Raw genomic sequence first — 25821 nt, 5'->3', positions numbered from 1 at the left:
AGATAAATCAGTATCCCAGAATCTGTTTTGTACAAGTTTTATCCCGGTTTGCTGACGATAGGGTACATGAAATTTTCCAAAACATTAAAATATTTCAATAATAAGTGATAAATTTACACTGAATTCATTTTGAAATTCCTTCTACAAATCTCAGTGCTGTACAGAACTTATGATTGGTTTTAGGATTTTGGAAATAATAAATATTTATGCTTTTGTATTTTTTTTAAGAGTTGCTGATAAATAGTTTTTAGTTTTAATTAACTGCTTTTTGTAGTAAAAATTTGACAAAAAGCTGGGGTTAATTCTACATGATATCTTTGCTAGGGCTTATGAATATTCATATTTTTGCAAAAATATTTTCACAACGATTAAAGAAGATTTATTGTATAAATAATGATTCTAAGAACACAAACGGTTTTATCTCAAAAAAACAGAAGAGGCTGCATCAAAAGTAACGCCTCTTTTTTATTTCCGGATTTCAGAAATTTCGTTTTTAAACATACAAAAACCTCCCATAGATACGGGAGGCGAATTAAACTGATTGTATATTGAAGTGTAATTCAATCGTTATTGATGAGTTTCAAGCCACTTTAGCCTGCGCTCATCCGGAAGATGTTTTACGGTAAAGTTCTCAAAAACAGCATTGAAACCCTGTCCGTCAGGGCAGGCGGCCATTAAGCCAACCATTACCGGAGTATTATCCTGAAGAGGTGCATTCCGCATCATGATATAATTTTTATCATCAAAAGAATAAAATATTTCCACAGCATCCAGCCTTCTCACGGCTTTTATCCATACTGCAGGAGGTGTTTTCTCTAATGTTATGACACTCCAGTCACTTTTGTTGTGAGTTACTACAGTACTGAGGTTGTACTTGCCGTCTACAAATTCCACTCCAGCTTTGATGTAATGCTCTTTGTCGGTTCTCAGCATAAGACCCATCTGATCGAATCTGACCTTGTAACTGCCGGTGATTTTCACTTTTGCTTCAAATTCACCGCCATAAGTGGTGTAATAAAAAGGAGCATCATCCACCGTAAATCCATAATGTGAAACTCTCCAGTAATCGCTCTGCGGCGTCACAAACATCGAAAGGCTGTTATTTTTGATTTCCCATTTTTCAGGCTCATTGAACCAGGTCATTTTTTCCAGGCTCTGGGCAGAAAGCTTTTGAATCAGGAATAGGGCACAAAAGCCTAAAATCAATTTCTTCATTCTCTTTGGATAAATTCTAAGGGTAAATTATTATTTTAGCAAAAGTATTATTAAACCTTATTCGCGTCAATACTGATAAATAACCATTATGGAAATCCGTGAACAGCTCAGCGATAAATTACTCGATAACGCTTCCAGAAAATGCATCCTTGATATAGAAGTCTATAAGCAAAGAGCACTTGCGTACTCTCAGATGGAAGGAGCAATATGTGTACTGAGCGATATGCAGGCGAATAAAAGCTTTATTTATAAATCTGCAGCCGCTGGAGAACTTGGACTCACTATGGGAGAAAATCCCACAGAAATAGATTCTATCTGGGAAGAAGAGATGCTGAAAAAGATCCATCCGGATGACCGTCTGAAGAAATATATCCATGAACTCCGTTTTTTCAAATTACTGGATGCTATGGAAATGGAACTGCGTACAGAATACAGTGTGGTGTCAAAAATCAGGATGAAAGATAAAGATGGCGAGTACCGCTGGGTAAAACACCGTATGTTTTATGTGTATTCACCTTCCAATGGCAGACTGAGGCTGGCTCTCTGCCTTTACAATATTGCTCTGGCTTCATCTGCGGTTCCTGATTTTATGATTATCAATACAATAAAGGGAGAAGTTGTTGTAAAAGATAAACTTGATTATAAAAATATTCTGAGTCCCAGAGAACTTGAAGTTTTGAAATTTGTGGGAGAGGGCTATGCCAGCAAAGAAATTGCAGATATACTTTTCATAAGTATCAATACTGTCAGCAGACACCGTCAGAATATTCTGGAAAAACTAAAAGTAAAAAATTCTACACAAGCTTTCAAAGACAGTTTTTATTAACTGCTTAGCTTTAAATATCCGAAAAGTTCACCATGTTATTTTGTATCTTATGATTAATTTTATACCTTGAATACAGATTAGCAAGAAAAATACATGATGAAAAGAAGTGAAGAAATTACCCATCAATATTTTACCTTTCTGGACAAGCACATTCAGGAGGTTATTTCCGGAACTGTTCCGGATTTTATGGAGCTGAACGAAATTGCCGGAGAGCTTGCAGTCTCTCATAAACATCTCACCGATACCATTAAAAAAGAAACCGGAGAGCACCCCTGCTATTTTTATGATGGAAAAATTATCGAACAGGCCAAAAAGATGCTCATCAATTCCGATAAATCTATAGCAGAAGTTGCCCGTATTTTTACATATGACCCATCCAATTTTTCAAAATTTTTCAAAAAAATGACCGGTTTTACTCCCGGAAAATTCAGGAATTCCAACAAAATTTAACCTGCTTATTTTATTTCTTTAAAATTGCTGTGGGAGGGAATTTGTGACGATTTTCATCTCTTGGTAGGGATTTAAGCATGCCGGATTTTCCATTATAATGAGTGTTTTAGTGAATAATCATCGGAAAACAGCCTGAAAATAATCTTTTATAAATGAGATGGTTGTAAGGAATAACCGCCTTTTTTTATTATTTATTTATTAATATTTCTTTATTGTTTACTTTTTTTGTTAAATTTAGGTAAGAAAAAACTAATTAATTCAATAGGAAAAAAAAGTTAAAAAGGACAGATATATAAAATAGTTTGGTTACCAGATAATAAGAATAAATTATTGTGTCTTTAATAATATTTAATCTTATTGCAGGCGTTTAAGCCCTCTAAATAGTTATATATTTGTTTCTTTTAAACCACAACAAACAAGATTAAGGATGAGCATCAATTTCACAACAGCAACTATTAAAGACTTTGAGAATATACCAGATAATAATATGGCTCAAAGGGCTGAAATTTTTTATGAATATTTAGACTATGTAAAGTCTAATGGACACATGAATTACAGACTGAAGAATACTTCAGGAACCAATGCGATACTGAATGTAAATATTGCAAACCAAAACAGAGAATTTGTTAGTTTTGTATCAAGTGATTATTTAGGATTTACGCAGCATCCAAAAGTAAAACAAGCTGCTATTGAAGGAATCGAAAAATATGGTACAGGTACAGGAGCTACTCCTCTCATCGGGGGATATTTTGATTACCATAATGCTTTAGAAAAAAGAATTTCAAGTTTTTTTAAAAGAACAGAAGATGAAGCCGTAGTATTTACTACCGGTTATACTGCTAATAGTGCGAGTTTACAGTGTTTAATGCAGAAAGAAGATCTTGCTATTTTAGATATGGCAGTACATGCCAGTGTACACGAAGGATGCGCTTTTACCAATAAAAAAACTTTTCCGCACAATAATTTGGAATCTTTGGAACACATTTTGAAGGTATCTGAAAATCTGTACCGTACGAAACTCGTTATTGTGGACGGAGTGTATTCCCAGGATGGTGATACCTCCCGTATTAATGAGATCTACAATCTTGTGAAAAAGTATAATGCCTTTCTAATGGTAGACGATGTACATGGCGTTGGTATCCTTGGAGAAACAGGCAGAGGTACTTTGGAACAGGCTGGTTTATTAGATAAAGTAGACATCATCACGGGAACATTCAGTAAAACGTTTGGAAACCTTGGTGGATATGTCATTGCCGATAAAAAATTGGCTGCATTTATCAGATTCCATTCCCGTCAGCAGATTTTCTCAGCAACAGCTCCACCATCATCCGCAGGAATTGTTAAAGCCATTGATTTAATAGATGAAGAACCTATCTGGAGAGAAAAACTCTGGAGCAATATCAATTATTTCAAAAAAGGACTTGATGATCTTGGATTGGATACCGGAGTTACCTGTTCCGCAATTATTCCAGTGAAAATAGGAGATCCCTATGTAACAGGTGAAGCAGGAAAACTACTAATAGAAAAAGGAATCTACACCAACCCGATTCTTTATCCGGCTGTACCAAGAAAAGATGCGCGTATCAGGATGAGTGTAACTGCAAGACACGAAAAAGAACATCTCGACAAAACGCTTAACGCGTTTGATGATATTAATAAAAAATTGCATATTGCAAAAAAATAATAATTATGCCTAGAAAAGTAGTGCAGGGCCCCATTAGGGACAAAGAAAAAACAAAGCAAAAACTGCTTGCTGCAGTTGGTAAAATTTTAAGAGTAAAAGGATACTCCGGACTAAAAGTAAGTAAAATTGCCGCAGTGGCCGGATTTGATAAAAAATTGATCTATGAGTACTTTGGAAGTACTGATAAACTGATTGATGAATATATCAAATCTCAGGATTACTGGAGCCAGGTCAACCAGGACGTTGATATGGATTTCTCTGACGGTGGACACGAACTTACTAAAATGGTTGTACTCAACCAGTTCGAAAACCTGAAGAAGAATAAAGAACTTCAGAAGATTATCCTGTGGGAGCTTTCAGAAAGTAAACCTATTCTTAAGAAATTAGTTGAACAACGTGAAGAGGTAGGAGAAGTTTTATTTGGGAATATCTCAGATCCTTATTTTGGTGAAGGGGTAGCTACAAGACACAGGGCAATTATGGCTTTAATTGTTTCCGGGGCTTACTATCTTAACCTTTATACAGGATATAACGCAAACAAGTTCTGCGGTATTGACCTGAAAACTGAAGAAGGTAGAAAAGAGATTGAAAGCGCTATTGTTGAGTTGATTGACTTTGCATACAGCAAAAAAAAGTAGGGATTAAAAGTTTTCCGATTTAAACAGAAATACGTTTTTTGTTGATATTTGAAAACTTTTAATTTTCAAATTAAAACTATATTTCTTATTTTTGACCAATGGAAAATTTTATAGTATCTGCAAGAAAATATCGTCCTCAGGAGTTTGATACAGTTGTAGGGCAATCCCATATTACGGATACTTTAGAACATGCAATTGAAGAAAGTCAATTAGCTCAGGCATTACTTTTTTGTGGTCCTCGTGGTGTGGGTAAAACTACTTGTGCCAGAATTCTTGCAAGAAAAATCAATGAGAAAGATGGCTCGGTTTCAGAAGATGGCTTTGCTTATAATATCTATGAGCTGGATGCTGCATCCAATAACTCTGTAGATGATATCAGGGAACTGATAGATCAGGTAAGATTTGCACCTCAGGTTGGTAAATACAAAGTATATATCATAGATGAGGTTCATATGCTGTCTTCTGCCGCTTTCAATGCTTTCCTTAAAACACTGGAAGAGCCACCTGCCCATGCCATCTTTATTCTGGCAACAACGGAGAAACATAAAATTATTCCAACAATTTTATCCCGTTGTCAGATCTATGACTTCAAGAGAATTGTCATTGAAGACATTCAGAATCATCTGAGAAATATTGCTCAAAAAGAAAATATCCAGTATGAAGATGATGCATTGTACCTGATTGCTCAGAAAGCTGACGGGGCACTAAGAGATGCGCTTTCTATCTTCGACAGGCTTTCTACATTCTCCCAGAAAAATATTACGCTGGCAAAAGCTGCCGAAGTACTGAATATTCTGGATTACGATCAATACCTCAATATTGTAGATCTTGCCAAGGAAAACAAAATTCCTGAAGTGCTTTTTGCGTTCAATGAAATTGTAAAAAAAGGATTTGATCCCCATATTTTTATTGCCGGATTAGGAAATCATTTCAGAGATCTGATGATGGCGCAGAATACTTCTACGATCGACCTCATTGAAGTAGGAGAGAAGACAAAATCCAAATTTATAGAACAGGGACAGAAGTGGGCCGCCCAGCAGCTGATTGATGGCATTGAAATCTGCAACCATGCAGATATTAATTATAAGAATTCCAAAAACCCAAGACTTACGGTTGAAATTGCATTAATGCAGCTGGCTTCACTGACAGCTAATTTAGGCGATACTAAAAAAAAAAGTTCCTGATTCCGGCTCCGTTTCTTAGTGAGAAACAGGAGGTGAAGATACCGGAAAAAACTCCGGATAAAAAAGAAGTTAAAGCAGAACAAAAGCCTGCTGCTTTGGAACAAGTTGAGGAAACTTTAGTAACAAAAACAACCAGGCCATTATCAAGACCGGGAATTTCTTCCGGTTTCAGCATCAATTCTTTCCTGAATAAAGAAGATAAAGTGGAAACAACAGAAGATGTTGTTGTGAAAACTGAACATCTTCCTCAAAACCATTTTACAGATACAGATCTGCAGATGGAATGGAAAATTATGCTTAAACAGCTTCAGGTAAAAAATAACTTTGTATTTAACGCAGTAAAAACATTCAAACTGGAAAAAGCTGCAGAAAATAAAATCAAAGTTTTATTCCCTTCAGATTCTGCCAAAGTAGAATTTGATAAAATAAGCGGAGAATTTTTTAATCATTTTAAAAGAAAAATTCAAAACCATAGAATTGAGGTAGAATACGTCAGAGACGTTGAAAACCTGAAGATTGAAGTGGTGACCAAGAGGAAAATGTTTGAAAAAATGATCGAAAAAAATCCACTTTTAAAAGATCTTGATGATTTAATGAAGTTTGATTTGACATAATTTTTATATATTTGTCAAATATTTCTGTTGAAAATACGTTTTCAACAAGAACAAATTACAACCAGAAACGCTAAAACAAAGACATTTCCAGAATAAAATGGAAAAACTGACTAACACATATCTGTCTTTTTTTGCACCCGCTAATTACTTTTTTAGCGGTTATTTTAGTTTTTCTGCTTCTTATTATAGAAATTTCAGAACGTATTACCGATTTTATTGGTACTGTTAACTGAATTTCTTTCCAAAAAATACAGGAGAAGTAGAGCCCTATTATTTTCCTGATTCCTTTAAAAATTTTTGAACGGCATTTTTTGAAAAGAATTATAAATTAAATTTTATAATCCAAAGGGCTATTGCTGTCAACGAAAAAATTATATAAAAAAACAATAAAATTTAGAATATGAATTTAAATGATTTGAAAAATGAGTGGATCGATGGGCTTACACAGCCACTAATGATCGCGGGACCATGTAGCGCAGAAAGTGAAGCTCAGATGCTTGAAACCGCCAGGAGAATTAAAGAATCCAATGCCAATGTATCGGTTTTCCGTGCGGGAATCTGGAAGCCTCGTACCAAACCAAACGGTTTTGAAGGAGTAGGAGTGATCGGTTTGAACTGGCTAAAAAAAGTAAAAGAAGAGTATGGTTTTAAAACAGCTACTGAGGTAGCCAATGCGCACCATGTATTTGCAGCTCTGGAAGCAGATGTAGATGTTCTTTGGATTGGAGCACGTTCTACGGTGAACCCGTTTACAGTACAGGAAATTGCAATGGCTTTAAGAGGAACAGATAAACCTGTATTCGTGAAAAACCCTGTGAATCCGGATCTTGCATTATGGATTGGAGCGTTGGAAAGACTTTTAGGTCAGGATATTAAAAACCTGGGAGTAATTCACAGAGGATTTTCAACATACCAGAAAACAAAATACAGAAACAACCCGAACTGGCAGATTGCCCTTGATTTCAAAAGCCAGTTTCCAAATATTCCAATGTTGATTGACCCATCACACATCTGCGGAAACAGAACCGGTCTTGCTGATATTACACAGGAAGCTCTTAACGTAGGATACCAGGGTGCTATCATTGAATCACACTGTAATCCTGATGAAGCCTGGAGTGATGCTTCTCAGCAGATTACTCCTGAAGTTCTTGCAGACCTTATTGGTAATCTGAAAGTAAGAAGCTCTAATCTTGCAGGATTTGAAGGAGAAATGGGAAGACACAGAACTTTGATCTCGGATCTTGACTTCCAGTTAATAGAACTTCTTTCTCAAAGAATGAAAATTTCTGAAAAGATCGGTAAGCTTAAAAAGGAAAATGATATCGCGATTTTCCAGCCTGAACGTTGGAAAGTAATCACGGAATATGCTAATCAAAAAGCAAAAGAAACCGGAATGTCTCAGGAATTTATTGAAAAAGTTTTCAAAGCAATTCACGAAGAATCTATTGAAGTTCAGAACAGCATTATGATCGATAAGAGATAAACTGCAGATAACGGATAAGGGGATAGGATTTAGGATAAGTAGAATTGATTTAATTCCTGAAAACGATTACCTATTTACGGCAAAAAATATTTATTAGGGCTTAGACCTCAGGATTTAGAAGAATTGAAACATGTGTTTTTAACCTATTTCCTGAATGCTAAGCCCTAATTCCTTATATTTGCACCAGTATTATCTATGAAAGGAAAAATCATTAAATCTACAGGCAGCTGGTACCAGGTTTTGGAATTGGAAACAAATAAAATTTTCGAGGCCAGAATCAGGGGGAAATTCAAATTAATAAAAACAAGGCTTACCAATCCACTTGCTGTAGGAGATTTTGTTGAGTTTCAACTGGAACAGGATGATATTGCCTGGATCACGAAAATTGAGCCACGCTCCAATTATCTGATCAGAAAATCAGTAAACCTTTCAAAAGAAGCCCATATTATCGCTTCCAATATTAATTTAGCGTGCTTTATCTTTACCCTGAAACATCCTGAAACATCTTTAGGATTTCTTGACAGATTTTTGGCATGCTGTGAAGCCTATAATATTACTCCTTTGATTCTTTTTAATAAGATTGATGTTCTCCAGGGGGAAGAAATAGAAATTGTGAAAGATATCGAGTTTCTCTACCAGGAAATTGGATATAACACATTGGAAATTTCATCTTATTCAAGACTGAATCTAGATCAGTTGCAGGAAATCCTTAAAGATAGAACTTCAGTGTTCTTCGGACATTCCGGTTGTGGGAAATCTACTTTAGTAAATGCTTTGCAGCCAGGACTGAATTTGAAAACATCTGAAATTTCAGATACCCATCTGAAAGGAAAGCATACAACAACTTTTGCACAGATGCACTTCTGGGATTTTGGCGGAAATGTTATTGACACCCCTGGAGTTCGTGAATTTGCCATGATCGATATTGAAAAAGAAGAAGTACAGCATTACTTCCCTGAGATTTTCAAAAAGAGAGAAGAGTGCAAATTTCACAATTGCCTTCACATTAATGAGCCGAAATGTGCTGTTCTTGATGCCCTTGAAACAGGCGAAATACAACATTCGCGCTATTCTACGTACATTAAATTGATGGATGAGGCGGAAGAAGCTTCTCAGAAATAACCATATCAATTCTATACTATTATAATAACCACTGCAGATTAATTCGGACAATCTGTACAGATTCTATTGCTGTCATTTTAGTATAATATTTCTCAAATATTATTTTTTAATGTTCAAATTTAACATTCTTACTAATGGTCTGTTTTTTTTGATTTGTTTTTTCTAAATTTTAACGAAAAAAATCTCTTTTTTATATAACTCTACTTTTTGGCATAACAAATTTGGCAGATAACTCCACTTTTGACATATTTTAGTTTAGCGAGAAAATAATATTCTGGAAAATCCGATTGTTTTAATAATTGAAATAAAAGCAATAATACTATTAAATTTACTTTTATTTAGCTGTTTAAAATGTTGAATTGATAAAAAATGGCATTGTTTTTTGAAAATAAAAAACCCAGCCGAAGCTGGGTAAAAACTAATAACCATGAAAACTCAAATTAAACATGAGAATCGCAGTAGAATAAACAATTACTGTGCCAAAGATTGGTTCATAATTTCTTAATAAAAGTTATTTTTATGTTAAAAAAAAATTAAAATAAAAATCAAAGATATTTTTTGTAATTTTGCGCCATTAAAAAAATATACATTTATGTCTAACATTACATTCACTATGATTAAGCCTGATGCAGTTGCTGACGGACATATCGGTGCTATATTGGGTAAGATTGCTGAAGGAGGTTTTAAAATCAAAGCTTTAAAATTAACTCAGCTTACAGTTGCTGATGCAAAAAAATTCTATGAAGTACACGCTGAAAGACCATTTTATGGTGAGTTGGTAGAATTCATGAGCTCTGGTCCTATCGTGGCTGCAGTTTTAGAAAAAGATAATGCAGTTGAAGACTTCAGAACATTAATTGGTGCTACTAATCCTGCAGAAGCTGCAGAAGGTACAATCAGAAAAATGTTTGCAAGAAGCATAGGAGAAAATGCTGTTCACGGTTCAGATTCTGACGAGAATGCATTAATCGAAGCTCAGTTCCATTTTTCAGGAAGAGAGATTTTCTAAGAAATCATCTTACAAAATAAAAGATCCGGAGAGAATTCTCCGGATTTTGTTTTTTATGATATTCAACGCTTATTAAAGATTGTTTTCAATAGCACCTACATTTTCTCTGTAAAGTTCAATAGGCTTATTGAGTAAAACAGCAATGACAGTCATCTGCTTATCCAGCTTTTCCTTTGGAATATCAATATAAATAATTCCCGGTCTGTCACTCCAGTAAAGTTTATTATATATCGTATGTGACAACATAGTGCCTTCGCCTACCACTCTTATTCTGGCAATTCCGTTTTTTATTCCTTTTAAGGCAATTGGACCTGTAGGGGTTCCTTCCACAAAAAGATAAAGTGTCTGTTTATCTTTTGACAATGCACTTATTCCTGAATAGTGGCCATCTGGTAATCCTTTTTCAGTTTCATAAAGTGCCTCCGCATGCTTACTTATCCATTGCAGAGTTTCCTGATTGGTGTTGGGTGTTTTCTTGATTTTCATATCGAGACCATCACTGGTCAGCCCTGAAGAGGTCGGCAGATTATAACCATTATATAGTGTATTGGCTATAGTATAGGCCGCTTCCTGTGTGTTTTTATTACCCATGATTTCAGCGAGAGAGTGATTTTCCTTTTTAAAATCTTTCAGAAATACAGGCGGAGTATCAAAAGTAAGTTCTACAACGGTGACGTCTTTATCAAATTTCACATTGGAAAAATTCAATGTCAGTGTTTTTTCAGCGTTGTAATCTGTTTTAATAACAGCTGAAGGATCTCCTATTATTTTTGCTGAAGCAGGTTTTGTTTCCAATCCATAAATCTTTGCGAAGTTTTTGGCTTCCTCCAGATAAAGGAATAAGGACTTTTTTGAGGTAGATAAAGAAGATTTTCCTTTATAATTTTCAAAAGGAATTCCACGGGTTGTTTCATAAATGGCGTGCTGGTTTTTAGAGGTCCATCGGCTAAGATTTTTCAGAATTTCAACTTGCTCCTCGGGAATTGTACCATCTGATCTGGGTCCGATATCAAGCAGAAGATTTCCTCCCATACTGATAACGTCCGTCAACGTTCTTACGATCATATTGGGTGTTTTATAGCTTTTATCATAAGGCTGATATCCCCAGGAATCATTCATAGTATAACAAAGCTCCCAGTATGGATTTTGTGGTGGAACGACCGGAATTCCCTGTTCGGGAGTGTCATAATCCCCATGATTGTTGAGCCTTGAATTGATGATGATATTTGAATTGTATTTCTTGAGCAGATCCAGAGTCTGAGAAGCTTTCCATTCCTCAGAAGTATGCTCCCAGTCTCCATCAAACCAAAGAAGGTCAGGGGAGTACTGAGAGGAAAGTTCATTAAGCTGGCTTTGATAGTAACTGATGAAATTCTGCCATCGTTTCGGATCGTCTTTTATTTCGTATCGCTTTTTTGTCCGCGTATTGATGTCATAATAGGGATGGCTCCAATCCGGCAAGGAGAAGTAAAGCCCTGTTTTTAATCCGGAATTTTTCAAAGCAGAAATAAAAGGACTTAGAACATCTTTTTTGGCTAAAGACTGTCCGGGAATCGTGATCGCTTTTTCAGCCTTAGAGTTCCACAATGAAACCCCGTCATGATGTTTGGTTGTAATAACAGCATATTTTGCTCCGGATTCTTTAATAAGATTTACCCATTGTTCGGGCTGATATTTTGAAGCTGAAAAACCATTCAGCTGTTTCATATAATTTTCGTGATTGATATAATTGTTGAAAAATGACCATGATTCAGATATTCCATTCACGGAGTAGATTCCCCAATGAATAAAAACACCCAGTTTGGCATTTTTAAACCATTCCATTTTCCTGCTGTTGTCAACTGTTTGAACCTGTGCATTGGTATTATAAGCAGATAACACCAACCCGAGGAAAACAGCTTTAATCAGACTGCTTTTCATATATAGTTTTATTTTACCATTAAATATAAATAAAGAAAGCATTACCGCAATAATATCTTGAGATTTACTCATAATTATTATCAGAGCGTCTCCTTTATTATTGTATTTTTATGATTTAAACTAAAAATTAAAATAAAACCATTTCCATATAATTTGAACTTAAAATAAAAGGTTGAATATATTGGACGAGATAAATGGAACGTTTATTGTAAATTTTATCTGAAAAAGCAATTATGAAAATTCCAGCAATATTAATGGCGAGTTTATTAGCAGTAGGAGTTTCTGCACAAAGCACTAAACCTGAAACTAGAACTAAAAAGCCTGTAAAAAAAGTAAAGAAAGCAACAGCACCCGATACTGTTGAAAAGAAAAAACCGGGGACTCCTAAGTCAATCGTAAAAAAAGATACGCTTGTTCTTCGTGGCCATGGCTGTCCGGCTTGTGGAATGGGATAAAAGATGAAAAAACCACTATTAGGAATATCAATGATGGCAGAAGCTGATTTTGTTTCTGCTGTTTTGCCGTTGCTGCAGAACAACACTATTGATGTTCTGGAATGGTCCTTTGATACCCTTTATCATACCAATGAACCGGATTGGCTTCGTGATCTGCTAAACTTTTATGCAGAAAATAACCGTTTGATAGGCCATGGTGTTTATTATTCCCTGTTTGATGCAAGGTGGACAGAAAGGCAGGAAGATTGGCTGAAAAAGCTAAAAGAAGAAGTCGGCTTAAGGAAATACAATCATATCACGGAACATTTTGGTTTCATGAATACTGAAAACTTTCACCAGGGAGTACCATTGCCGGTATCTCTGCATCCCAAAACATTACAGATAGGAAAAGACAGGCTGTACAGGCTTCAGGAGACGGTAGATATTCCTGTAGGTATAGAAAATTTAGCGTTTTCATTTTCTATTGATGATGTCAAAGAACAAGGAATTTTTCTTGATAAATTAACGGAGGATACCAATGGCTTTCTGATTCTCGATCTTCATAATATTTATTGTCAATCCTGTAATTTCGGGGTAAAAATGCAGGAAATAATTGATCTGTACCCTTTGGATAAGGTAAAAGAGATTCATCTTTCCGGAGGAAGCTGGCAGGAGAGTGTATATGGGAAAAAGCAGGTAAGGAGAGATACCCATGATGATGTTATCCCTGAGGAGATTTTTTCTGTTTTGCCTTCTGTTTTAGCAAAGTGTCAAAATCTGGAATATATTATTATCGAAAGGTTGGGCCATACGCTGAAGACGGAAGAGGACAAAGAAAATTTCCTGAATGACTTCAATAAAGTTAAAACAATAATTGAAGCTTTTGATTGGAAAGGAAGAAAAATAAGCCGTTGGAACAAACGGCAAATACAACGTCCGGAGAAACCTGTCGAAGATCTGGCTTTATTTGAAGAACAGTCCAGGCTTACCAGACTTCTTTTTGACAATGCGGGAGCAGTAGTTATCAAAGATCAGGATTTTCATTACTTTAAAACAGAGAACTGGGATCCTGAAATGATTCTTACTGCCCAGAATATTATCAAAGAATGGAATCCTTATTAATTCTATCCTGATAACCAAAATCAAAATATATGAAAATGACAACACTAGTATTGATCATTACCGCTGTCCTCACTGCTCTGATAGGAGGACTTTTCTATGCTTATTCATGTTCTGTAGTCCTTGGACTGGGAAAACTCTCTGATGTAGAATATCTGAAAGCTATGCAGAATATCAACCGAGAAATTCTGAACCCTGTTTTCTTCATGGGTTTTATGGGAACAGCGGCTTTTCTGCCGGTATCTGTCTTTTTGTTCCGCGGACATCAGCCTGTTTTTATCTTTCTCCTGCTGGCTGCACTGGCCTATCTGATTGGGGTTTTTGGAGTGACGGTTGCCGGAAATGTTCCGATGAATGATGCGCTGGATAAGTTTGATATTTCCAATTCTACAACGGAAGCCATCAGGCAGATGCGCGCTAATTTTGAAAACAGATGGAATTTTCTGAATAATATAAGAACCGTTTTCTCTGTTATTTCTATCATTTTTGTAGTATGTGCCTGTATCTGGAATAAAGAGGTGTAAATGTGCGAATACGTAGAAATACTTAATGTTAGATTCGGTATTTCTACGGATGTGTACCTATGATTTTATTCTGATCTTTGTGTTGTTAGCAAGACAAAACAGATTTAACATTTTCAAAATGTTGAGAAAAAATTTATAACCACGAAGACTTCATTTCAAACAAGAGAAAAGGCAGCCATTGGCTGCCTTTTGTTTTTATAATAAAGATAATGGTTAAATCTTTAGAAGCTCAATCGTTCTCTCCGGGCTTTCTGCTGAGAAAACAGCATTTCCTGCCACAAGTACATCAGCTCCGGCTTCAAAAAGCTTAGAAGCGTTGTCAAGATTTACTCCGCCGTCTATTTCAATAAGGGCTGTAGAGTTGTTGCTTAAGATCAGGTCTTTGGTTTCAGCAATTTTTTTGTAAGTGTTTTCAATGAATTTCTGTCCTCCAAACCCTGGATTTACACTCATTAGCAATACCAGATCCACATCTGCAATGATATCTTCAAGCATTAATACAGGAGTGGAAGGGTTCAAAACAACACCTGCTTTTACTCCTTTACTCTGAATGTGATGAATGGTTCTGTGAAGGTGAGTACATGCTTCGTAATGTACTGAAATAAGGTCTGCACCATGATTGATAAATTCATCAACATATTTCTCAGGCTCCACAATCATCAGGTGAACATCTACAAATTTTTTGGCATGCTGCTGAACAGTTTTCATTACCGGAAAACCAAATGAAATATTGGGTACAAAACGGCCGTCCATTACATCAATGTGGAACCAGTCGGTCTGAGAATTGTTCAGCATTTCAATGTCTCTTTGCAGATTCCCAAAGTCTGCAGATAAAAGGGATGGAGCAATAAGCTTCGTTTTCATTTTTACTTTTTATACTTTTACTTTTATTATCCTATTGAAAATGAACGGTCATGGGTGAAATAATAATTGGTTAGATATCCTATTATTAAAATCGCTTCTATGACAGATAACTTTTTATTGTTGATATTTCTGAGTAAAAACCTGTCGATCACAAGGAGTCCAGATAGAACCAAAAAAAAAATTACTTCTATCGTAATTCCTAAGCTTTCACTAGAATGGAATGTAAATAATTGATAGAGAATTAAAGGAATTCCAAGCCCTATAAGTATAATAAATATTACAGAGATAAAAGTTGGTTTTTTAATTAAATCAGAAATAAAGTTCATTTTTAATGATATTTCAGTTTCATTTCCGGCTTGATTTTAAGAATGGTTTCGTAGATAAGTTTAATCACATTAGCTACATCTTCCTTAGACACCATTTCTACCGTAGTATGCATATAACGCAAAGGTAAGGAAATTAAAGCACTTGGTACTCCGCCATTAGAATGGGCAAAAGCGTCAGTATCAGTTCCTGTAGCTCTGCTTGCTGCGGCTCTTTGGAAAGGGATTTTTTTAACTTTTGCAGTGTCAATAATTAATTCCCTGATGGTGTGATGGACGCTAGGAGCAAAAAATACTACCGGCCCTGCACCACATTTCTGATCACCTTCTTTTTTCTTTTCAATCATCGGAGTGGTCGTGTCGTGGGTAACATCTGTTACAATGGCGATATTCGGTTTGATGGTATCAGCAATCATATCTGCTCCATACAAACCTACTTCTTCCTGTACAGAATTGGTAATATAAAGTCCGAATGGAATAGATTTTTTATTTTCTCTCAAAAGTCTTGCTACTTCTGCAATCATGAAACCTCCGATTCTGTTGTCCAACGCTCTGCAGACAAAATATCTGTCATTCATTTCAAAGAACTCGTCCGGGTAAGTAATCATACATCCTACAAAAATTCCCATTTCTTCCACTTCTTTTTTGGAAGTAGCACCACAGTCGATGAAGATATTTTCAATTTTAGGAGTAGGCTCATTCTGATTCGTTCTCGTATGAATAGCCGGCCATCCGAATACTCCTTTTACAATTCCGTTTTCTCCGTGAATATGAACCACTTTTGAAGGGGCAATCGTCTGATCGGAACCTCCGTTTCTGATGACATAGATTAATCCGTCATCCGTAATATAATTGACGTACCATGAAATTTCATCAGCATGTGCTTCAATCACTACTTTAAATTCAGCTTCCGGGTTGATGATCCCATAACAGGTTCCATAATGGTCTACTTCTATTTTGTCAACATAGGGTCTGATATAGTCCATCCAGACTTCTTGTCCCTTATGTTCGTAACCTGTTGGAGATGATGTGTTTAAATATTTTTCTAAAAATTTCAAAGATTTCTTTTCAAATTTCATAAAAAGGAATGATTTTTGCGTTTAATTTTTGTTCTTATAAGTGTAAAAATAATGAATTTTAGTAAGATTATCTGCCTTTTTATTCTCTTTTTTGGAGTCAGTGCTTTTGGCCAAAAGGATGGTGTAGTGGCGAAACCACTCAATCAGTATCCACCTGAATCCTTGAAAACGGATGAATTTGGTAATAAATACTATTATGACGAGCAGCAAAAAGTCAAGATTTATGAAATTAACGGCGAGCCTGTAGTTGTATTAGACGAGTTGGTTTTGGTTAATAAACCGAGATTTAATAACCAGCTGGATAAAAATTACTATTATTTTCTGAATAAAAAGCTGTACAGAGTATATCCGCTATTTGTCACTGCATTACAGCAGTACAGAGACATCCAGAAAGATATGAATGATATGGATAGCAAGGCTAAAAGAAAATTTGTAAGAGAACGACAGAATATGCTGGCAGATCAATATGAAAAACAACTGAGAGATCTTACCACTACCGAGGGGCAGGTTTTTGCAAAACTGATGAACAGGGCTACCGGAAAAAATGTCTATGAAATAATCAAAGAACTGAGAGGTGGATGGAGCGCTTTCTGGTGGAATGTAAAAGGAAAAATGGCCGATATTGATCTGAAAGAACAATACGATCCACACAAAAACAGAACTGATGAATTTGTAGAATCATTGCTTCAGTCCAATTGGAATTCAGGGTATTTGCAGCCTTACCCGGGAGCAAGCGATTTTAAAGTCAAGAAATAATATAAATTCCTGTAAGAATGCTTACAGGAATTTTTCTTTTAATTTATCAAATACAATCTTATCTATTGGAAGAGGGAAAGGATTGTCTGGTCTGTCTATATCAATCCATTCTGTTTTTTCGATGCAGGGATCCATGATAATGAAATCTTCTTCATTCACAATATCTACTATATAATATATGGTAAGAAGCTGTTCGTTTTCTTTGAAGCGGGAAACCAGAAAGTTTTCCTGAGTATAAAAATGTTCCAGAACATTAATCTGTACATTCAGTTCTTCATCAAATTCACGATGCAGGCATTCCAGTACTCCTTCACCATATTCTAATCCGCCACCCGGAAATTTCATTAAAGGTTCACCGGCATATTCTTCAAATAAAGTCAGAACTTGTTTGTCTTTTACCGCACACGCATACACTCTAATGTTGATCTTATCTATCATATATATAATGTATAATATTTGTATAGCTAATGTAAGAAATTTTGTTGAAAAAAGCTGGCTGGAGGAAGCGTGAAGCTGGAAGTTTTATGCTATCTGTTTTATTTCTGAAAATTTCTAAATCAACCTATCTTTACTATAGAGTGATTATTATAAAAAATAGAAAATTAAAGTATATCTCCTTAGTAGCTTTACATTCTACAATTTAATGGCATTGATCATTTCTCTTTTTCCCGGAGGTCCCTGTTTTTTTTCTACCTGGAAATTCAGTTCCTGAAGAATTCTTCTTACACTGCCTTTAGAAGAGTAGGTAGTTAATAATCCGTTAATTGCCATTTTGTCAGAAACCAGTTCAAATAGTGGCTTTTCCCAAAGATCAGGCTGTACTCTGGCACCGAAACAATCAAAATAAACAAGATTGATTTTAGGCAAGTCAATGTCTTTTAGGTCAAAAAAATCACATTCTATCTTTTTTAAGTTGAATCCACTAATGATTTCTACTGACTTTTCCCAATCTGCCAGATGAATTTTCTGATAAATATTTTTAAACTCAGGGTTATCAAAATGTTCAAAGTAAGCCAGATCCTTAACTTCGGATTCATTTATGGGGTATTTTTCAAGCGAAAAATAATTGATGACATGATTTTTGTCAGTTTTTAAATATTCATTAATTGTTACTAAAACATTCAAACCTGTTCCAAAACCGAGTTCTAAAATATTAATTTCGCAATCATTTGTCAAATTTAATCCATTTTTAATAAACACATGTTCAGCTTCCTGAAGTGCTCCGTGATGAGAATGGTAGTTTTCATTTAATTCATTGATAAACAATGTTTTACTGCCGTCGTTTGTGGTCTTAATCTCTCTTTTCAAGCTATTTTTTTGTCAAATTTACTCTAAAATTTTTATATTTAGAAAATTATGTTAAATTTGTAGAACATCGTAAAAATTTTAAAAAATGATAATTCAAAAAACTGAAAACTCCAGAATTTCTACATTTGACCCTAACGATTTTTCATTTGGTGGTACTTTCATAGATCATATGATCATATGTGAGTATGAAGATGGGAAATGGGGTGATGTAAAATTAGTTCCTTACGGTCCGATTCCATTTACACCTGCCATGATGGGGGTAAACTATGGACAAGCTTGTTTTGAAGGGATGAAAGCCTATAAAGACAAAGACGGGCAGGTTTTCCTTTTCAGGCCTGAAAAGAATTTTGAACGTATCAATAAGTCAGCAAAGCGTCTTGCTATGCCTGAGGTGACTGAAGAAATGTTTTTGGACGGATTAAAAGCATTGGTAGATATGGATAGAGAGTGGATTCCACAGGGGGAAGGAATGTCTCTTTATATCAGACCATTGATCTTTGCTACAGAGGAAGCTTTGAAAGCAAGAGTATCTAATAAATATATGTTTGCAATCGTTGCAACACCAGCAAAGAGCTATTATTCTGAGCCGGTATCTGTAAAGATCTCTGATCACTATTCAAGAGCAGCAAACGGAGGAGTAGGTTCTGCAAAAGCTGCAGGTAACTATGCTGCTTCTTTCTATCCTACGCAATTGGCGATCGAAGAAGGATATGAGCAAATCATCTGGACAGATGATGCTACTCACGAATATTTCGAAGAAAGTGGTACAATGAACGTATTTGTAAGAATCAATGATACAATCTATACACCTCCAACTTCTGAGAAAATCCTTGACGGAGTAACAAGAGACAGTTTCATTCAACTGGCTAAGAAAAGAGGAATTGAAGTGAAAATAGAACCAATTCCTGTGAAAACAGTTATTGAAGCATTGAAGAATGGTTCTCTTAAAGAAGTGTGGGGAGTAGGTACAGCAGTGGTAACCACTCAGTTCCAGGCTTTAGGATATGAGGGTGTAAAACTTGAGCTTCCAAGATTATCTGATGAAGAAAGCTTCGCTGCTATTCTTAAGAAAGACTTGGTAGACCTGCAGACTAATCTTTCTGAAGATCCTTTCGGATGGAGAGTTGTAGTAGATCATGCATTAGAAACAGTTTAATATTTTTTTTAAATAAACTATATAAAAGTCGGGTTTTTCCCGGCTTTTTTTGTATTTATGTATTCGTGTAAAATGTATGAATAACTTTTAATCAGAGGATTCAGCCAGCTGCCTTGTTTTATTAGCAGATTTACATTCTTACATTCACATATTTCTGGGTCAAGTTTTGTAATTGATTCGCGAAATGTGTATTTTCGCAAAAGTTTATGAAAAAAATACTCTTCATATCAGCCATAAGCCTGTTAAGCTGCAACAGAAATACACAGACGGCCCACCCTCCGGTAGGCGGTGTTTTAAGCCAAAAAGATCTGGATGTTTCTAAAAACAGGATGAAAAATCTGAATATCATAGAAAGAGGCCAGATTCAGGATTGGATCAGCGGGCAGTCTGTGAAATTTTATCCTACACAGCTTAATTACTGGGTAACCGCTGAAGGTTATGATCAGAGAGAAAGAAGGAAAGATGAAACTTTGATTTCCTATTCTTATGATCTGTATGATTTTGATCAGACAAAAATATACGATCAGTCTTTTGAAAGAAGAGATGCCAGATTCGGGCACTTTGATGAACTGAGGGCAGTGGAGAACGCTTTGCGTTTTATACATGATGGAGAGGAAGTAACGCTTTTGGTACCGTCTTCTTTGGCTTACGGAACTTTTGGAGACGAAAAGAAAATAGATAACGATATTCCATTAATCATAAAATTAAAAGCGCTATAATACATGAAATTGTTTAACAAGAATATAATTCTGGCAGCGGCAAGTATCTCGCTGATGAGTTGTACCCCAATTTATAAAAAAATGAACGTAGACAAAGAAACTTACGAAGGTCTTAATGACGGGCTTTATGCCAATCTTCAAACCACAAAAGGTAATTTGATTGTAAAGTTTGAAGACAAGAAAGCACCAGTAACTGTAGCCAACTTTATTGGTCTTGCAGAAGGGAAAATCGACAACAAAGCTAAGGCTAAAGGAGTTCCTTATTATGACGGAACTATTTTCCACAGAGTAATCAAAGATTTCATGATCCAGGGGGGAGATCCTCAGGGAACTGGAGCAGGTGATCCGGGATATAAATTCGAGGACGAAAGAAACGACCTTAAACATACAGGAAAAGGTATTCTTTCAATGGCGAACTCAGGACCTAATACAAACGGGTCTCAGTTCTTCATCACTGAAGTAGCTACGCCTTGGTTAGACGGAAAACACACAATCTTCGGAAAAGTGGTAAAAGGTAATGATGTGATTGATGCTATTGCTAACGTTGAAAAAGGAGCTCAGGATAAACCTAAAACAAATATCGTTCTAGAAAAAGTTTCTGTTTTCAGCAAAGGTGATGAGTACAAGCACTATGATGCTGCTAAAACATTTACTGAAGGAAAAGCAAAGATTGCAGAAAACAATAAAGCTTTCATCGCTAAAGAAGAAGCTGAAAAGAAGAAAAAAGAAGAAGAATTCAAAGCTAACCAGGAGAAATTAGTTGAAAACCTAAAAGCTGGTATGCAAAAAACTGAATCAGGTCTTTACTATAAAATCACAAAAACAGCTGACGGTAAAGCTCCAAAAGCGGGTGATAATGTATCTGTACATTATGCAGGTAAACTGGTAGACGGAACTGAATTCGATTCTTCATTCAAAAGAAATGAGCCGATCGAAATTCCAATCGGAATGGGAAGAGTAATCAAAGGATGGGATGAAGGTATCCTATTGTTGAAAGAAGGTGAAACTGCTACATTATTGATCCCGCCAGCAATGGCTTACGGAGAAAGAGGAGCAGGAGGAGTGATCCCGCCAAACTCTTGGTTAGTTTTCGATGTTGAGCTTGTAAAAGTAAAATAATTGAATTTTCAAAATATTCTCAAAAGCCGTCCGGAAGGATGGCTTTTTTTATTCTGTTCAAATACATTCTGTAACGATATGTGTAAGGCTGCGACCCATTTTAATACCTGGGAAGTTCAATGATTTTCCGGTAAAAAGTAATCTTAAAATTTGTAACAACTACTAAATAATGAAGACCAAATCACTTCTGTTTCTGTTCGTTCTGCTTTCGTTTATAGCCTTTTCACAGACCAAGGCAAATCCTGACGATACAGCGATAAAAAAATCACTTACTTATTTTGTAAACAGTATTAAATCTAAACAGCTAGATCAGGCAGTAAGCTGTATATATCCAAAATTCTTCACCATAGTTTCAAAAGAGCAGATGACGCAGATTTTGAATATGACATATAATAATCCATTCATGAAAATTGAAGTACAGGATTTGAAGTTTGGAAATATTGAAAAACCTGAACTCATTACTGGTGAGTATTTCTCTATTACCAATTATTTTTTGAAACTGAAATGTAATGTCAGTTCATTAAATGATGATATGAAAAAGAAAATGAACAGCGCTTTAACAGCCAAATATGGCGCAAATAATGTTAAATATTTAGCTAACGAAGGTTCATATCTCATCAACGCTAATATGAAAGCATGTGCTGTTTCAAAAGATAAAAAGTCATGGAAATTTGTTATTCTTGAAAAGGAATATAAAAAAGAACTGGTGAAAATCTTACCGAAGAAAATTCTGGATACATTTTAAAAGGTTAAGCAGTAAGCATCAACTTTTATATTAAAATAATGCCGTCTGAAAAAGACGGTTTTTTGTTTCCTGTAAATACCGTAAAAATACGGATTTCGGTAAGGCATTATTACATCTATCTTTATCCTGTACTTATAAGAAACAAAATAAGAGATATGTTTGATCTGAATTACGACCTTATAAAAAAAGAAATTGAGTCAGAAATGTGTGAAGAACACGGTCTGCACCCGGAATTGATTAAAACAGATGAAGGCTTTGGAATAAAAGCCTGCTGTGAACCTTTCCGAGAAAAAATGGTTGAAAAATCCGGACATATGATAGAAGAAGAAACCAAAAAGGCCCTTGAAAAAATGATGAAGGACCTGTTTAAAGAATAAGTTTTTACGATGTTAAGATAACTTTGTTGTTATCGCAGAGCTGCTCCGGAGGGAGTGGCTTTTTTGCTGGAAAGATTGTAATTCATAAGGACTATTAATTATAATTTAAAAAAAATTATGGGTTTTAATGATTGTATAGTTTAGTTATACAAATAAAAAACCGCCCCAAACAGGACGGTTTTTTCAGTAAAAATTAATTGAAAGTTATATTTTATTATCTTTTCTTCATACTTGTTCCGGCTAAAGAACTGATGAATACAAGGCCGAAGCCGATATAAGCGGCAAATGCCGTCAGATATATAATTAAGCTGTTAAAGCTTGGTTTTAAGGCGTATACCAATACAGAAAATGCAGCAAAACTTAGTACCAGCAATAGGCTCCATATATTCAATTTTGCAGCATCTTCATTTCTCTTAAAAATCATTTCAAAAAAGGCTCTCATCATTACTTACATTTTAAGGGTTATACAATTAATTAAAAAAATAAAGGCGTACTCATCGCGGTAAAAAGAATAAATTCCTTTACTGGGCTAAGGTTCGTGATGACTTTGCCGTTTATCTATATCGTAATACCGGGCCAAAAGTCCGGGATATTTTTGTTTTTTTTGAATCAATAAATGATTCGTGGTTATTGATGATACCAGTGAGATACGGGTGCAAAATTGCTGTGAAAAATCAACGGGGGTTAATTAATCACGAGCCCGTATCTGTGACGGCATCGTAGAAAAAGAAGGATTCATATACTAGATATGAATTTGAATCAGTGGAAAAACTGAAAATCCACAGAAAACCTTTTTTCTCATCCTTAGTGTTTTTTAATTTTTTCTCAATATTTTACATGTTAATATCATGCCAAAATAAAACTTTCTCGATTGACACTTTGTTTCACGGGACTGGCGAAGCTCCTCATGAAGCGTGTTTTCATCTGTTATTTCCTTAAACAAAGAAAAATTTTCTGTTTTTAAGCTTAAGTTGCCTGAAGCAAAGAAAATATTACGGTGCAACTATTTTTTATATATTTAAACTCCTTTAGTATAGTTTAAAAATGAACCGGGAAAGTTTAAAAGACAGCATCAATATCTGTATAACAAATCTTTTGCAGCTGGCTGAAATCAATTGTCGGAATGCGATTTCCCCGAAATTGTTTTTTATTTTGTCTGATTTTAATGAATTTGAAGGATCCGATCTCAGTGAACAGAGGATATCCCGAAACAGGATAAATAATTCAAAAACATTGCTTACTTTGGATCTTGCACTGGAGATTTTACAAAAAGAGTTTGATGATCTTTATGATGTTACTCTGTATATTTTCCGGGCAAATACAAGAGAAACGATTATAGAAATCCAATATTACAGAAAATCAAATTTTGATGCTGATTATTTTGCTGTAGTAAAAGATAATCCACCAATGTTCCATTCAAAAATTGCAATGCCTGTATATGCATGGGAAGGAGAGAAATTTGATGTCAATTGGGAATCGGGAGGTGGAATACATCATGAGTGGAAAACTTTTTTATGGAGAAATTTTCTTTACAGGCGTAAAATTAAAAATTCAAAAGATAATTTTGTAGGATAAGAAATTAGTTATTACCATTTATAGAATCATCTGTGTCAATCTGTGAAATCAGTGGTTATAAAATCAATATAAGTTTTGGCTGAAGCCATTGGAAGGTATTTGTAAAATTAAACGGCTCCCTTCGTCTACGCTTAGGATGATAGCCCGTTCCTATTGAAATAATGAGATATTGTATGTGAAAAACAAAAACCGCCTTTAAAGACGGTTTTTATATTTGTTACCAGTTTTTATCAATCATATAAATAATCTGTGTTAAAGCTGTAGCGCCTAATAAAAGCTCTCTTCTGTTCACTTTTTCAAAAGTATCTTCTTCTGTATGGTGAATATCGAAATAGCGCTGAGAATCCGGCATCAATTCAGCAGCAGGAATTCCCATGTCATGAAGCGGGTAGAGGTCTGTTCCGGAAAATCGCTCTTCAAAATTATAAACTCCGTAGGGAAGGAATAGATTTGACCAGCCTTTGATCTGATTTCTTTTGGTATCATCCATATCCAGGGCAATTCCTCTTGGTGCAAAACCTCCGGCATCCGTTTCTATGGCAAAAAGATGTTTTTCATTCTTTTCTTTTACCGTTTTACCATATTGAATTCCGCCCTTTACTCCGTTTTCTTCATTGGCAAAGCAGACCACTCTGATAGTATGGTTATTTTGTAATCCTAATTTTTTAAATGTTCTCAGAACCTCAATACTTTGAACAATTCCGGCTCCGTCATCATGAGCGCCTTCACCTACATCCCAGGAATCAAGGTGTCCTCCAACTACGATAACGCTTTGGTCTTTTTTACCGGTGATTTCCCCGATTACAGAATGGGAAAGCTTTTCGCCTTTCATTCCGCAGTTGGAATTAAGTTTAGCAGTAATTTTCTGGCTTTTCAGTAAAGCTTCCAGTTCATCTGCTGTCGTACTTCCGATGGCTACGGCAGGTATTTTAGAGACTTTGTCTTCGTAGCGCATTGCTCCTGTGTGAGGTACATCATCAAAAGCAGAAGAAAGTGATCTGACGATGGCAAACTTACCTCCTTTTTTTGCCGTTAATGAAGCGGCTGTGGTTCTGTATTTTGCGGCATCACCATATGCTTTAAAGGTTTCTACAAACGACTGGCTGAAGGGGTAGTTGAAGAATACAATCTTATCTTTCACCTTTTCAGCGGGAAGTTTGTCATATTCTTCCATAGATTTTACCATGATAATTTCTCCCGAAACATCTTTTCCTCCGGTTCCTTCAGAATTTCCAAGGGAAAGCATTTTAAGACTTTTCCATTTTCTGTTAGAAGCCTGGATATGCAGAGATTCTTTTCCTCTTTCCCATACCGGAATCATAACTTCCTGAAGCCATACTTTATCAGCTCCGGCATCACGAAGCTTCTGCTCTGCCCATTTTACTGACTTCTCGTAAGCTTCAGATCCGCTTAAACGATGTCCGATATTTTTTGTAAGCTCTCTCAGCTCAGTATATCCTTTTCCGTTGTTCAGAATTTCCGTAGAGATTTTTCTGAACTGAATAGAATCGTCTTTGGATTGGCCAAAAACAGCCATTCCAAAAAGTAATAATGAAGTTCCTACTATCTTTTTCATAG

General features: G+C 35.5%; 27 protein-coding genes. 19 read left to right on the top strand and 8 right to left on the bottom strand.

The window, feature by feature from the left end:
* Positions 1 to 567 precede the first annotated feature (567 nt).
* Positions 568 to 1215, bottom strand: a complete 648-nt coding sequence (locus ACPF63_RS11760; RefSeq protein ID WP_426483151.1) for a DUF1349 domain-containing protein — start codon at positions 1213 to 1215, stop codon at positions 568 to 570.
* Between the two features lie 88 nt (positions 1216 to 1303).
* Between ACPF63_RS11760 and ACPF63_RS11755 the strand changes: the two genes are divergently transcribed.
* From ACPF63_RS11755 to ACPF63_RS11715, 9 genes are all read left to right on the top strand, one after another.
* The gene (locus tag ACPF63_RS11755) at positions 1304 to 2041 is read left to right on the top strand and encodes a LuxR C-terminal-related transcriptional regulator (RefSeq protein WP_426483150.1); all 738 of its coding nucleotides are present in this window, start codon (positions 1304 to 1306) and stop codon (positions 2039 to 2041) included.
* 93 nt (positions 2042 to 2134) lie between these two features.
* The gene (locus tag ACPF63_RS11750) at positions 2135 to 2491 is read left to right on the top strand and encodes a helix-turn-helix domain-containing protein (protein ID WP_426483149.1); all 357 of its coding nucleotides are present in this window, start codon (positions 2135 to 2137) and stop codon (positions 2489 to 2491) included.
* Positions 2492 to 2918: 427 nt separating this feature from the next.
* Positions 2919 to 4175 (top strand): aminotransferase class I/II-fold pyridoxal phosphate-dependent enzyme, encoded by a 1257-nt coding sequence (locus ACPF63_RS11745; RefSeq protein ID WP_077414532.1) that lies wholly within the window; start codon positions 2919 to 2921, stop codon positions 4173 to 4175.
* A gap of 5 nt (positions 4176 to 4180) precedes the next feature.
* Entirely contained in the window at positions 4181 to 4813 is a 633-nt protein-coding gene (locus tag ACPF63_RS11740) for a TetR/AcrR family transcriptional regulator (RefSeq protein WP_077414530.1), read from the top strand.
* Between the two features lie 98 nt (positions 4814 to 4911).
* Complete coding sequence (dnaX, locus tag ACPF63_RS11735) at positions 4912 to 5997, top strand: DNA polymerase III subunit gamma/tau (protein ID WP_047384410.1); 1086 nt, start codon at positions 4912 to 4914, stop codon at positions 5995 to 5997.
* A gap of 32 nt (positions 5998 to 6029) precedes the next feature.
* The gene (locus tag ACPF63_RS11730) at positions 6030 to 6611 is read left to right on the top strand and encodes a hypothetical protein (protein WP_426483148.1); all 582 of its coding nucleotides are present in this window, start codon (positions 6030 to 6032) and stop codon (positions 6609 to 6611) included.
* A gap of 400 nt (positions 6612 to 7011) precedes the next feature.
* Complete coding sequence (locus ACPF63_RS11725; RefSeq protein ID WP_047384411.1) at positions 7012 to 8094, top strand: chorismate mutase; 1083 nt, start codon at positions 7012 to 7014, stop codon at positions 8092 to 8094.
* A gap of 195 nt (positions 8095 to 8289) precedes the next feature.
* The gene (gene rsgA / locus ACPF63_RS11720) at positions 8290 to 9216 is read left to right on the top strand and encodes a ribosome small subunit-dependent GTPase A (RefSeq protein ID WP_426483147.1); all 927 of its coding nucleotides are present in this window, start codon (positions 8290 to 8292) and stop codon (positions 9214 to 9216) included.
* Between the two features lie 592 nt (positions 9217 to 9808).
* On the top strand, positions 9809 to 10225 hold the full coding sequence (locus tag ACPF63_RS11715) for a nucleoside-diphosphate kinase (RefSeq protein WP_034687444.1): 417 nt from the start codon (positions 9809 to 9811) through the stop codon (positions 10223 to 10225).
* 72 nt (positions 10226 to 10297) lie between these two features.
* Here the strand turns inward: ACPF63_RS11715 and ACPF63_RS11710 are convergent, their stop codons facing one another.
* Positions 10298 to 12217 carry an alpha-L-fucosidase gene (locus ACPF63_RS11710; protein ID WP_426483146.1) on the bottom strand — a complete coding sequence of 640 codons (1920 nt, stop codon included), beginning with the start codon at positions 12215 to 12217 and terminating at the stop codon, positions 10298 to 10300.
* A gap of 161 nt (positions 12218 to 12378) precedes the next feature.
* On the opposite strand from ACPF63_RS11710, the gene ACPF63_RS11705 reads away from it, so the two are divergent.
* The 3 genes from ACPF63_RS11705 to ACPF63_RS11695 are packed head-to-tail and all read left to right on the top strand — an operon-like array spanning position 12379 to position 14222.
* Positions 12379 to 12600 carry a hypothetical protein gene (locus tag ACPF63_RS11705; protein WP_426483145.1) on the top strand — a complete coding sequence of 74 codons (222 nt, stop codon included), beginning with the start codon at positions 12379 to 12381 and terminating at the stop codon, positions 12598 to 12600.
* A 3-nt stretch (positions 12601 to 12603) separates the two neighbouring features.
* Positions 12604 to 13701 (top strand): DUF692 family multinuclear iron-containing protein, encoded by a 1098-nt coding sequence (locus ACPF63_RS11700; protein ID WP_426483144.1) that lies wholly within the window; start codon positions 12604 to 12606, stop codon positions 13699 to 13701.
* A gap of 35 nt (positions 13702 to 13736) precedes the next feature.
* Positions 13737 to 14222, top strand: coding sequence for a DUF1772 domain-containing protein (locus tag ACPF63_RS11695; protein WP_426483143.1), 486 nt, complete (start codon positions 13737 to 13739; stop codon positions 14220 to 14222).
* 213 nt (positions 14223 to 14435) lie between these two features.
* On the opposite strand, the gene rpe is transcribed toward ACPF63_RS11695, so the two are convergent.
* Both rpe and ACPF63_RS11685 read right to left on the bottom strand, forming a co-directional pair.
* Positions 14436 to 15086 (bottom strand): ribulose-phosphate 3-epimerase, encoded by a 651-nt coding sequence (gene rpe, locus ACPF63_RS11690; RefSeq protein WP_426483142.1) that lies wholly within the window; start codon positions 15084 to 15086, stop codon positions 14436 to 14438.
* Positions 15087 to 15414: 328 nt separating this feature from the next.
* Positions 15415 to 16488, bottom strand: a complete 1074-nt coding sequence (locus ACPF63_RS11685; RefSeq protein WP_426483141.1) for a M42 family peptidase — start codon at positions 16486 to 16488, stop codon at positions 15415 to 15417.
* 51 nt (positions 16489 to 16539) lie between these two features.
* Between ACPF63_RS11685 and ACPF63_RS11680 the strand changes: the two genes are divergently transcribed.
* Positions 16540 to 17244: a DUF4294 domain-containing protein gene (locus tag ACPF63_RS11680; protein WP_077414513.1), complete on the top strand. Its 705-nt coding sequence runs from the start codon at positions 16540 to 16542 to the stop codon at positions 17242 to 17244.
* Positions 17245 to 17265: 21 nt separating this feature from the next.
* Here the strand turns inward: ACPF63_RS11680 and ACPF63_RS11675 are convergent, their stop codons facing one another.
* Entirely contained in the window at positions 17266 to 17682 is a 417-nt protein-coding gene (locus ACPF63_RS11675) for an NUDIX domain-containing protein (protein WP_047384430.1), read from the bottom strand.
* Between the two features lie 195 nt (positions 17683 to 17877).
* Positions 17878 to 18552, bottom strand: coding sequence for a tRNA (5-methylaminomethyl-2-thiouridine)(34)-methyltransferase MnmD (gene mnmD / locus ACPF63_RS11670; protein WP_426483140.1), 675 nt, complete (start codon positions 18550 to 18552; stop codon positions 17878 to 17880).
* Positions 18553 to 18637: 85 nt separating this feature from the next.
* Here mnmD and ACPF63_RS11665 point away from each other — a divergent pair, with 85 nt between their 5' ends.
* The 5 genes from ACPF63_RS11665 (at position 18638) to ACPF63_RS11645 (ending at position 22668) form a co-directional block, all read left to right on the top strand.
* Positions 18638 to 19708 carry a branched-chain amino acid aminotransferase gene (locus ACPF63_RS11665; RefSeq protein ID WP_077414509.1) on the top strand — a complete coding sequence of 357 codons (1071 nt, stop codon included), beginning with the start codon at positions 18638 to 18640 and terminating at the stop codon, positions 19706 to 19708.
* Between the two features lie 206 nt (positions 19709 to 19914).
* Positions 19915 to 20427 carry an FKBP-type peptidyl-prolyl cis-trans isomerase gene (locus tag ACPF63_RS11660; RefSeq protein WP_077414507.1) on the top strand — a complete coding sequence of 171 codons (513 nt, stop codon included), beginning with the start codon at positions 19915 to 19917 and terminating at the stop codon, positions 20425 to 20427.
* 81 nt (positions 20428 to 20508) lie between these two features.
* Positions 20509 to 21546 carry a peptidylprolyl isomerase gene (locus tag ACPF63_RS11655; protein WP_228408745.1) on the top strand — a complete coding sequence of 346 codons (1038 nt, stop codon included), beginning with the start codon at positions 20509 to 20511 and terminating at the stop codon, positions 21544 to 21546.
* Between the two features lie 169 nt (positions 21547 to 21715).
* A complete protein-coding gene (locus tag ACPF63_RS11650; RefSeq protein WP_180565698.1) occupies positions 21716 to 22291 on the top strand; it encodes a hypothetical protein in 576 nt (191 codons plus the stop codon).
* 38 nt (positions 22292 to 22329) lie between these two features.
* The gene (locus ACPF63_RS11645) at positions 22330 to 22668 is read left to right on the top strand and encodes a hypothetical protein (protein ID WP_426483139.1); all 339 of its coding nucleotides are present in this window, start codon (positions 22330 to 22332) and stop codon (positions 22666 to 22668) included.
* Positions 22669 to 22882: 214 nt separating this feature from the next.
* Here the strand turns inward: ACPF63_RS11645 and ACPF63_RS11640 are convergent, their stop codons facing one another.
* Positions 22883 to 23113, bottom strand: coding sequence for a hypothetical protein (locus tag ACPF63_RS11640; protein ID WP_047384443.1), 231 nt, complete (start codon positions 23111 to 23113; stop codon positions 22883 to 22885).
* Between the two features lie 599 nt (positions 23114 to 23712).
* Between ACPF63_RS11640 and ACPF63_RS11635 the strand changes: the two genes are divergently transcribed.
* Entirely contained in the window at positions 23713 to 24243 is a 531-nt protein-coding gene (locus tag ACPF63_RS11635; RefSeq protein WP_426483138.1) for a hypothetical protein, read from the top strand.
* 217 nt (positions 24244 to 24460) lie between these two features.
* Here the strand turns inward: ACPF63_RS11635 and ACPF63_RS11630 are convergent, their stop codons facing one another.
* The gene (locus ACPF63_RS11630; protein WP_426483137.1) at positions 24461 to 25819 is read right to left on the bottom strand and encodes a M20/M25/M40 family metallo-hydrolase; all 1359 of its coding nucleotides are present in this window, start codon (positions 25817 to 25819) and stop codon (positions 24461 to 24463) included.
* Positions 25820 to 25821: the final 2 nt, after the last annotated feature.

The sequence above is a fragment of the Chryseobacterium sp. R2ACT005 genome, assembly GCF_049949215.1.
In the GTDB taxonomy this organism is placed as follows: Bacteria; Bacteroidota; Bacteroidia; order Flavobacteriales; family Weeksellaceae; genus Chryseobacterium.
This window is presented reverse-complemented; position numbering and strand designations above follow the sequence as displayed.

What these genes read in the sequence shown, in the direction of transcription:
- ACPF63_RS11760 (WP_426483151.1), bottom strand. Translation starts at nt 1,215, where the DNA reads ATGAAGAAATTGATTTTAGGCTTTTGTGCCCTATTCCTGATTCAAAAG.
- ACPF63_RS11755 (WP_426483150.1), top strand. Translation starts at nt 1,304, where the DNA reads ATGGAAATCCGTGAACAGCTCAGCGATAAATTACTCGATAACGCTTCC.
- ACPF63_RS11750 (WP_426483149.1), top strand. Translation starts at nt 2,135, where the DNA reads ATGATGAAAAGAAGTGAAGAAATTACCCATCAATATTTTACCTTTCTG.
- ACPF63_RS11745 (WP_077414532.1), top strand. Translation starts at nt 2,919, where the DNA reads ATGAGCATCAATTTCACAACAGCAACTATTAAAGACTTTGAGAATATA.
- ACPF63_RS11740 (WP_077414530.1), top strand. Translation starts at nt 4,181, where the DNA reads ATGCCTAGAAAAGTAGTGCAGGGCCCCATTAGGGACAAAGAAAAAACA.
- dnaX (WP_047384410.1), top strand. Translation starts at nt 4,912, where the DNA reads ATGGAAAATTTTATAGTATCTGCAAGAAAATATCGTCCTCAGGAGTTT.
- ACPF63_RS11725 (WP_047384411.1), top strand. Translation starts at nt 7,012, where the DNA reads ATGAATTTAAATGATTTGAAAAATGAGTGGATCGATGGGCTTACACAG.
- rsgA (WP_426483147.1), top strand. Translation starts at nt 8,290, where the DNA reads ATGAAAGGAAAAATCATTAAATCTACAGGCAGCTGGTACCAGGTTTTG.
- ACPF63_RS11715 (WP_034687444.1), top strand. Translation starts at nt 9,809, where the DNA reads ATGTCTAACATTACATTCACTATGATTAAGCCTGATGCAGTTGCTGAC.
- ACPF63_RS11710 (WP_426483146.1), bottom strand. Translation starts at nt 12,217, where the DNA reads ATGAGTAAATCTCAAGATATTATTGCGGTAATGCTTTCTTTATTTATA.
- ACPF63_RS11705 (WP_426483145.1), top strand. Translation starts at nt 12,379, where the DNA reads ATGAAAATTCCAGCAATATTAATGGCGAGTTTATTAGCAGTAGGAGTT.
- ACPF63_RS11700 (WP_426483144.1), top strand. Translation starts at nt 12,604, where the DNA reads ATGAAAAAACCACTATTAGGAATATCAATGATGGCAGAAGCTGATTTT.
- ACPF63_RS11695 (WP_426483143.1), top strand. Translation starts at nt 13,737, where the DNA reads ATGACAACACTAGTATTGATCATTACCGCTGTCCTCACTGCTCTGATA.
- rpe (WP_426483142.1), bottom strand. Translation starts at nt 15,086, where the DNA reads ATGAAAACGAAGCTTATTGCTCCATCCCTTTTATCTGCAGACTTTGGG.
- ACPF63_RS11685 (WP_426483141.1), bottom strand. Translation starts at nt 16,488, where the DNA reads ATGAAATTTGAAAAGAAATCTTTGAAATTTTTAGAAAAATATTTAAAC.
- ACPF63_RS11680 (WP_077414513.1), top strand. Translation starts at nt 16,540, where the DNA reads ATGAATTTTAGTAAGATTATCTGCCTTTTTATTCTCTTTTTTGGAGTC.
- ACPF63_RS11675 (WP_047384430.1), bottom strand. Translation starts at nt 17,682, where the DNA reads ATGATAGATAAGATCAACATTAGAGTGTATGCGTGTGCGGTAAAAGAC.
- ACPF63_RS11665 (WP_077414509.1), top strand. Translation starts at nt 18,638, where the DNA reads ATGATAATTCAAAAAACTGAAAACTCCAGAATTTCTACATTTGACCCT.
- ACPF63_RS11660 (WP_077414507.1), top strand. Translation starts at nt 19,915, where the DNA reads ATGAAAAAAATACTCTTCATATCAGCCATAAGCCTGTTAAGCTGCAAC.
- ACPF63_RS11655 (WP_228408745.1), top strand. Translation starts at nt 20,509, where the DNA reads ATGAACGTAGACAAAGAAACTTACGAAGGTCTTAATGACGGGCTTTAT.
- ACPF63_RS11650 (WP_180565698.1), top strand. Translation starts at nt 21,716, where the DNA reads ATGAAGACCAAATCACTTCTGTTTCTGTTCGTTCTGCTTTCGTTTATA.
- ACPF63_RS11645 (WP_426483139.1), top strand. Translation starts at nt 22,330, where the DNA reads ATGCCGTCTGAAAAAGACGGTTTTTTGTTTCCTGTAAATACCGTAAAA.
- ACPF63_RS11640 (WP_047384443.1), bottom strand. Translation starts at nt 23,113, where the DNA reads ATGATGAGAGCCTTTTTTGAAATGATTTTTAAGAGAAATGAAGATGCT.
- ACPF63_RS11635 (WP_426483138.1), top strand. Translation starts at nt 23,713, where the DNA reads ATGAACCGGGAAAGTTTAAAAGACAGCATCAATATCTGTATAACAAAT.
- ACPF63_RS11630 (WP_426483137.1), bottom strand. Translation starts at nt 25,819, where the DNA reads ATGAAAAAGATAGTAGGAACTTCATTATTACTTTTTGGAATGGCTGTT.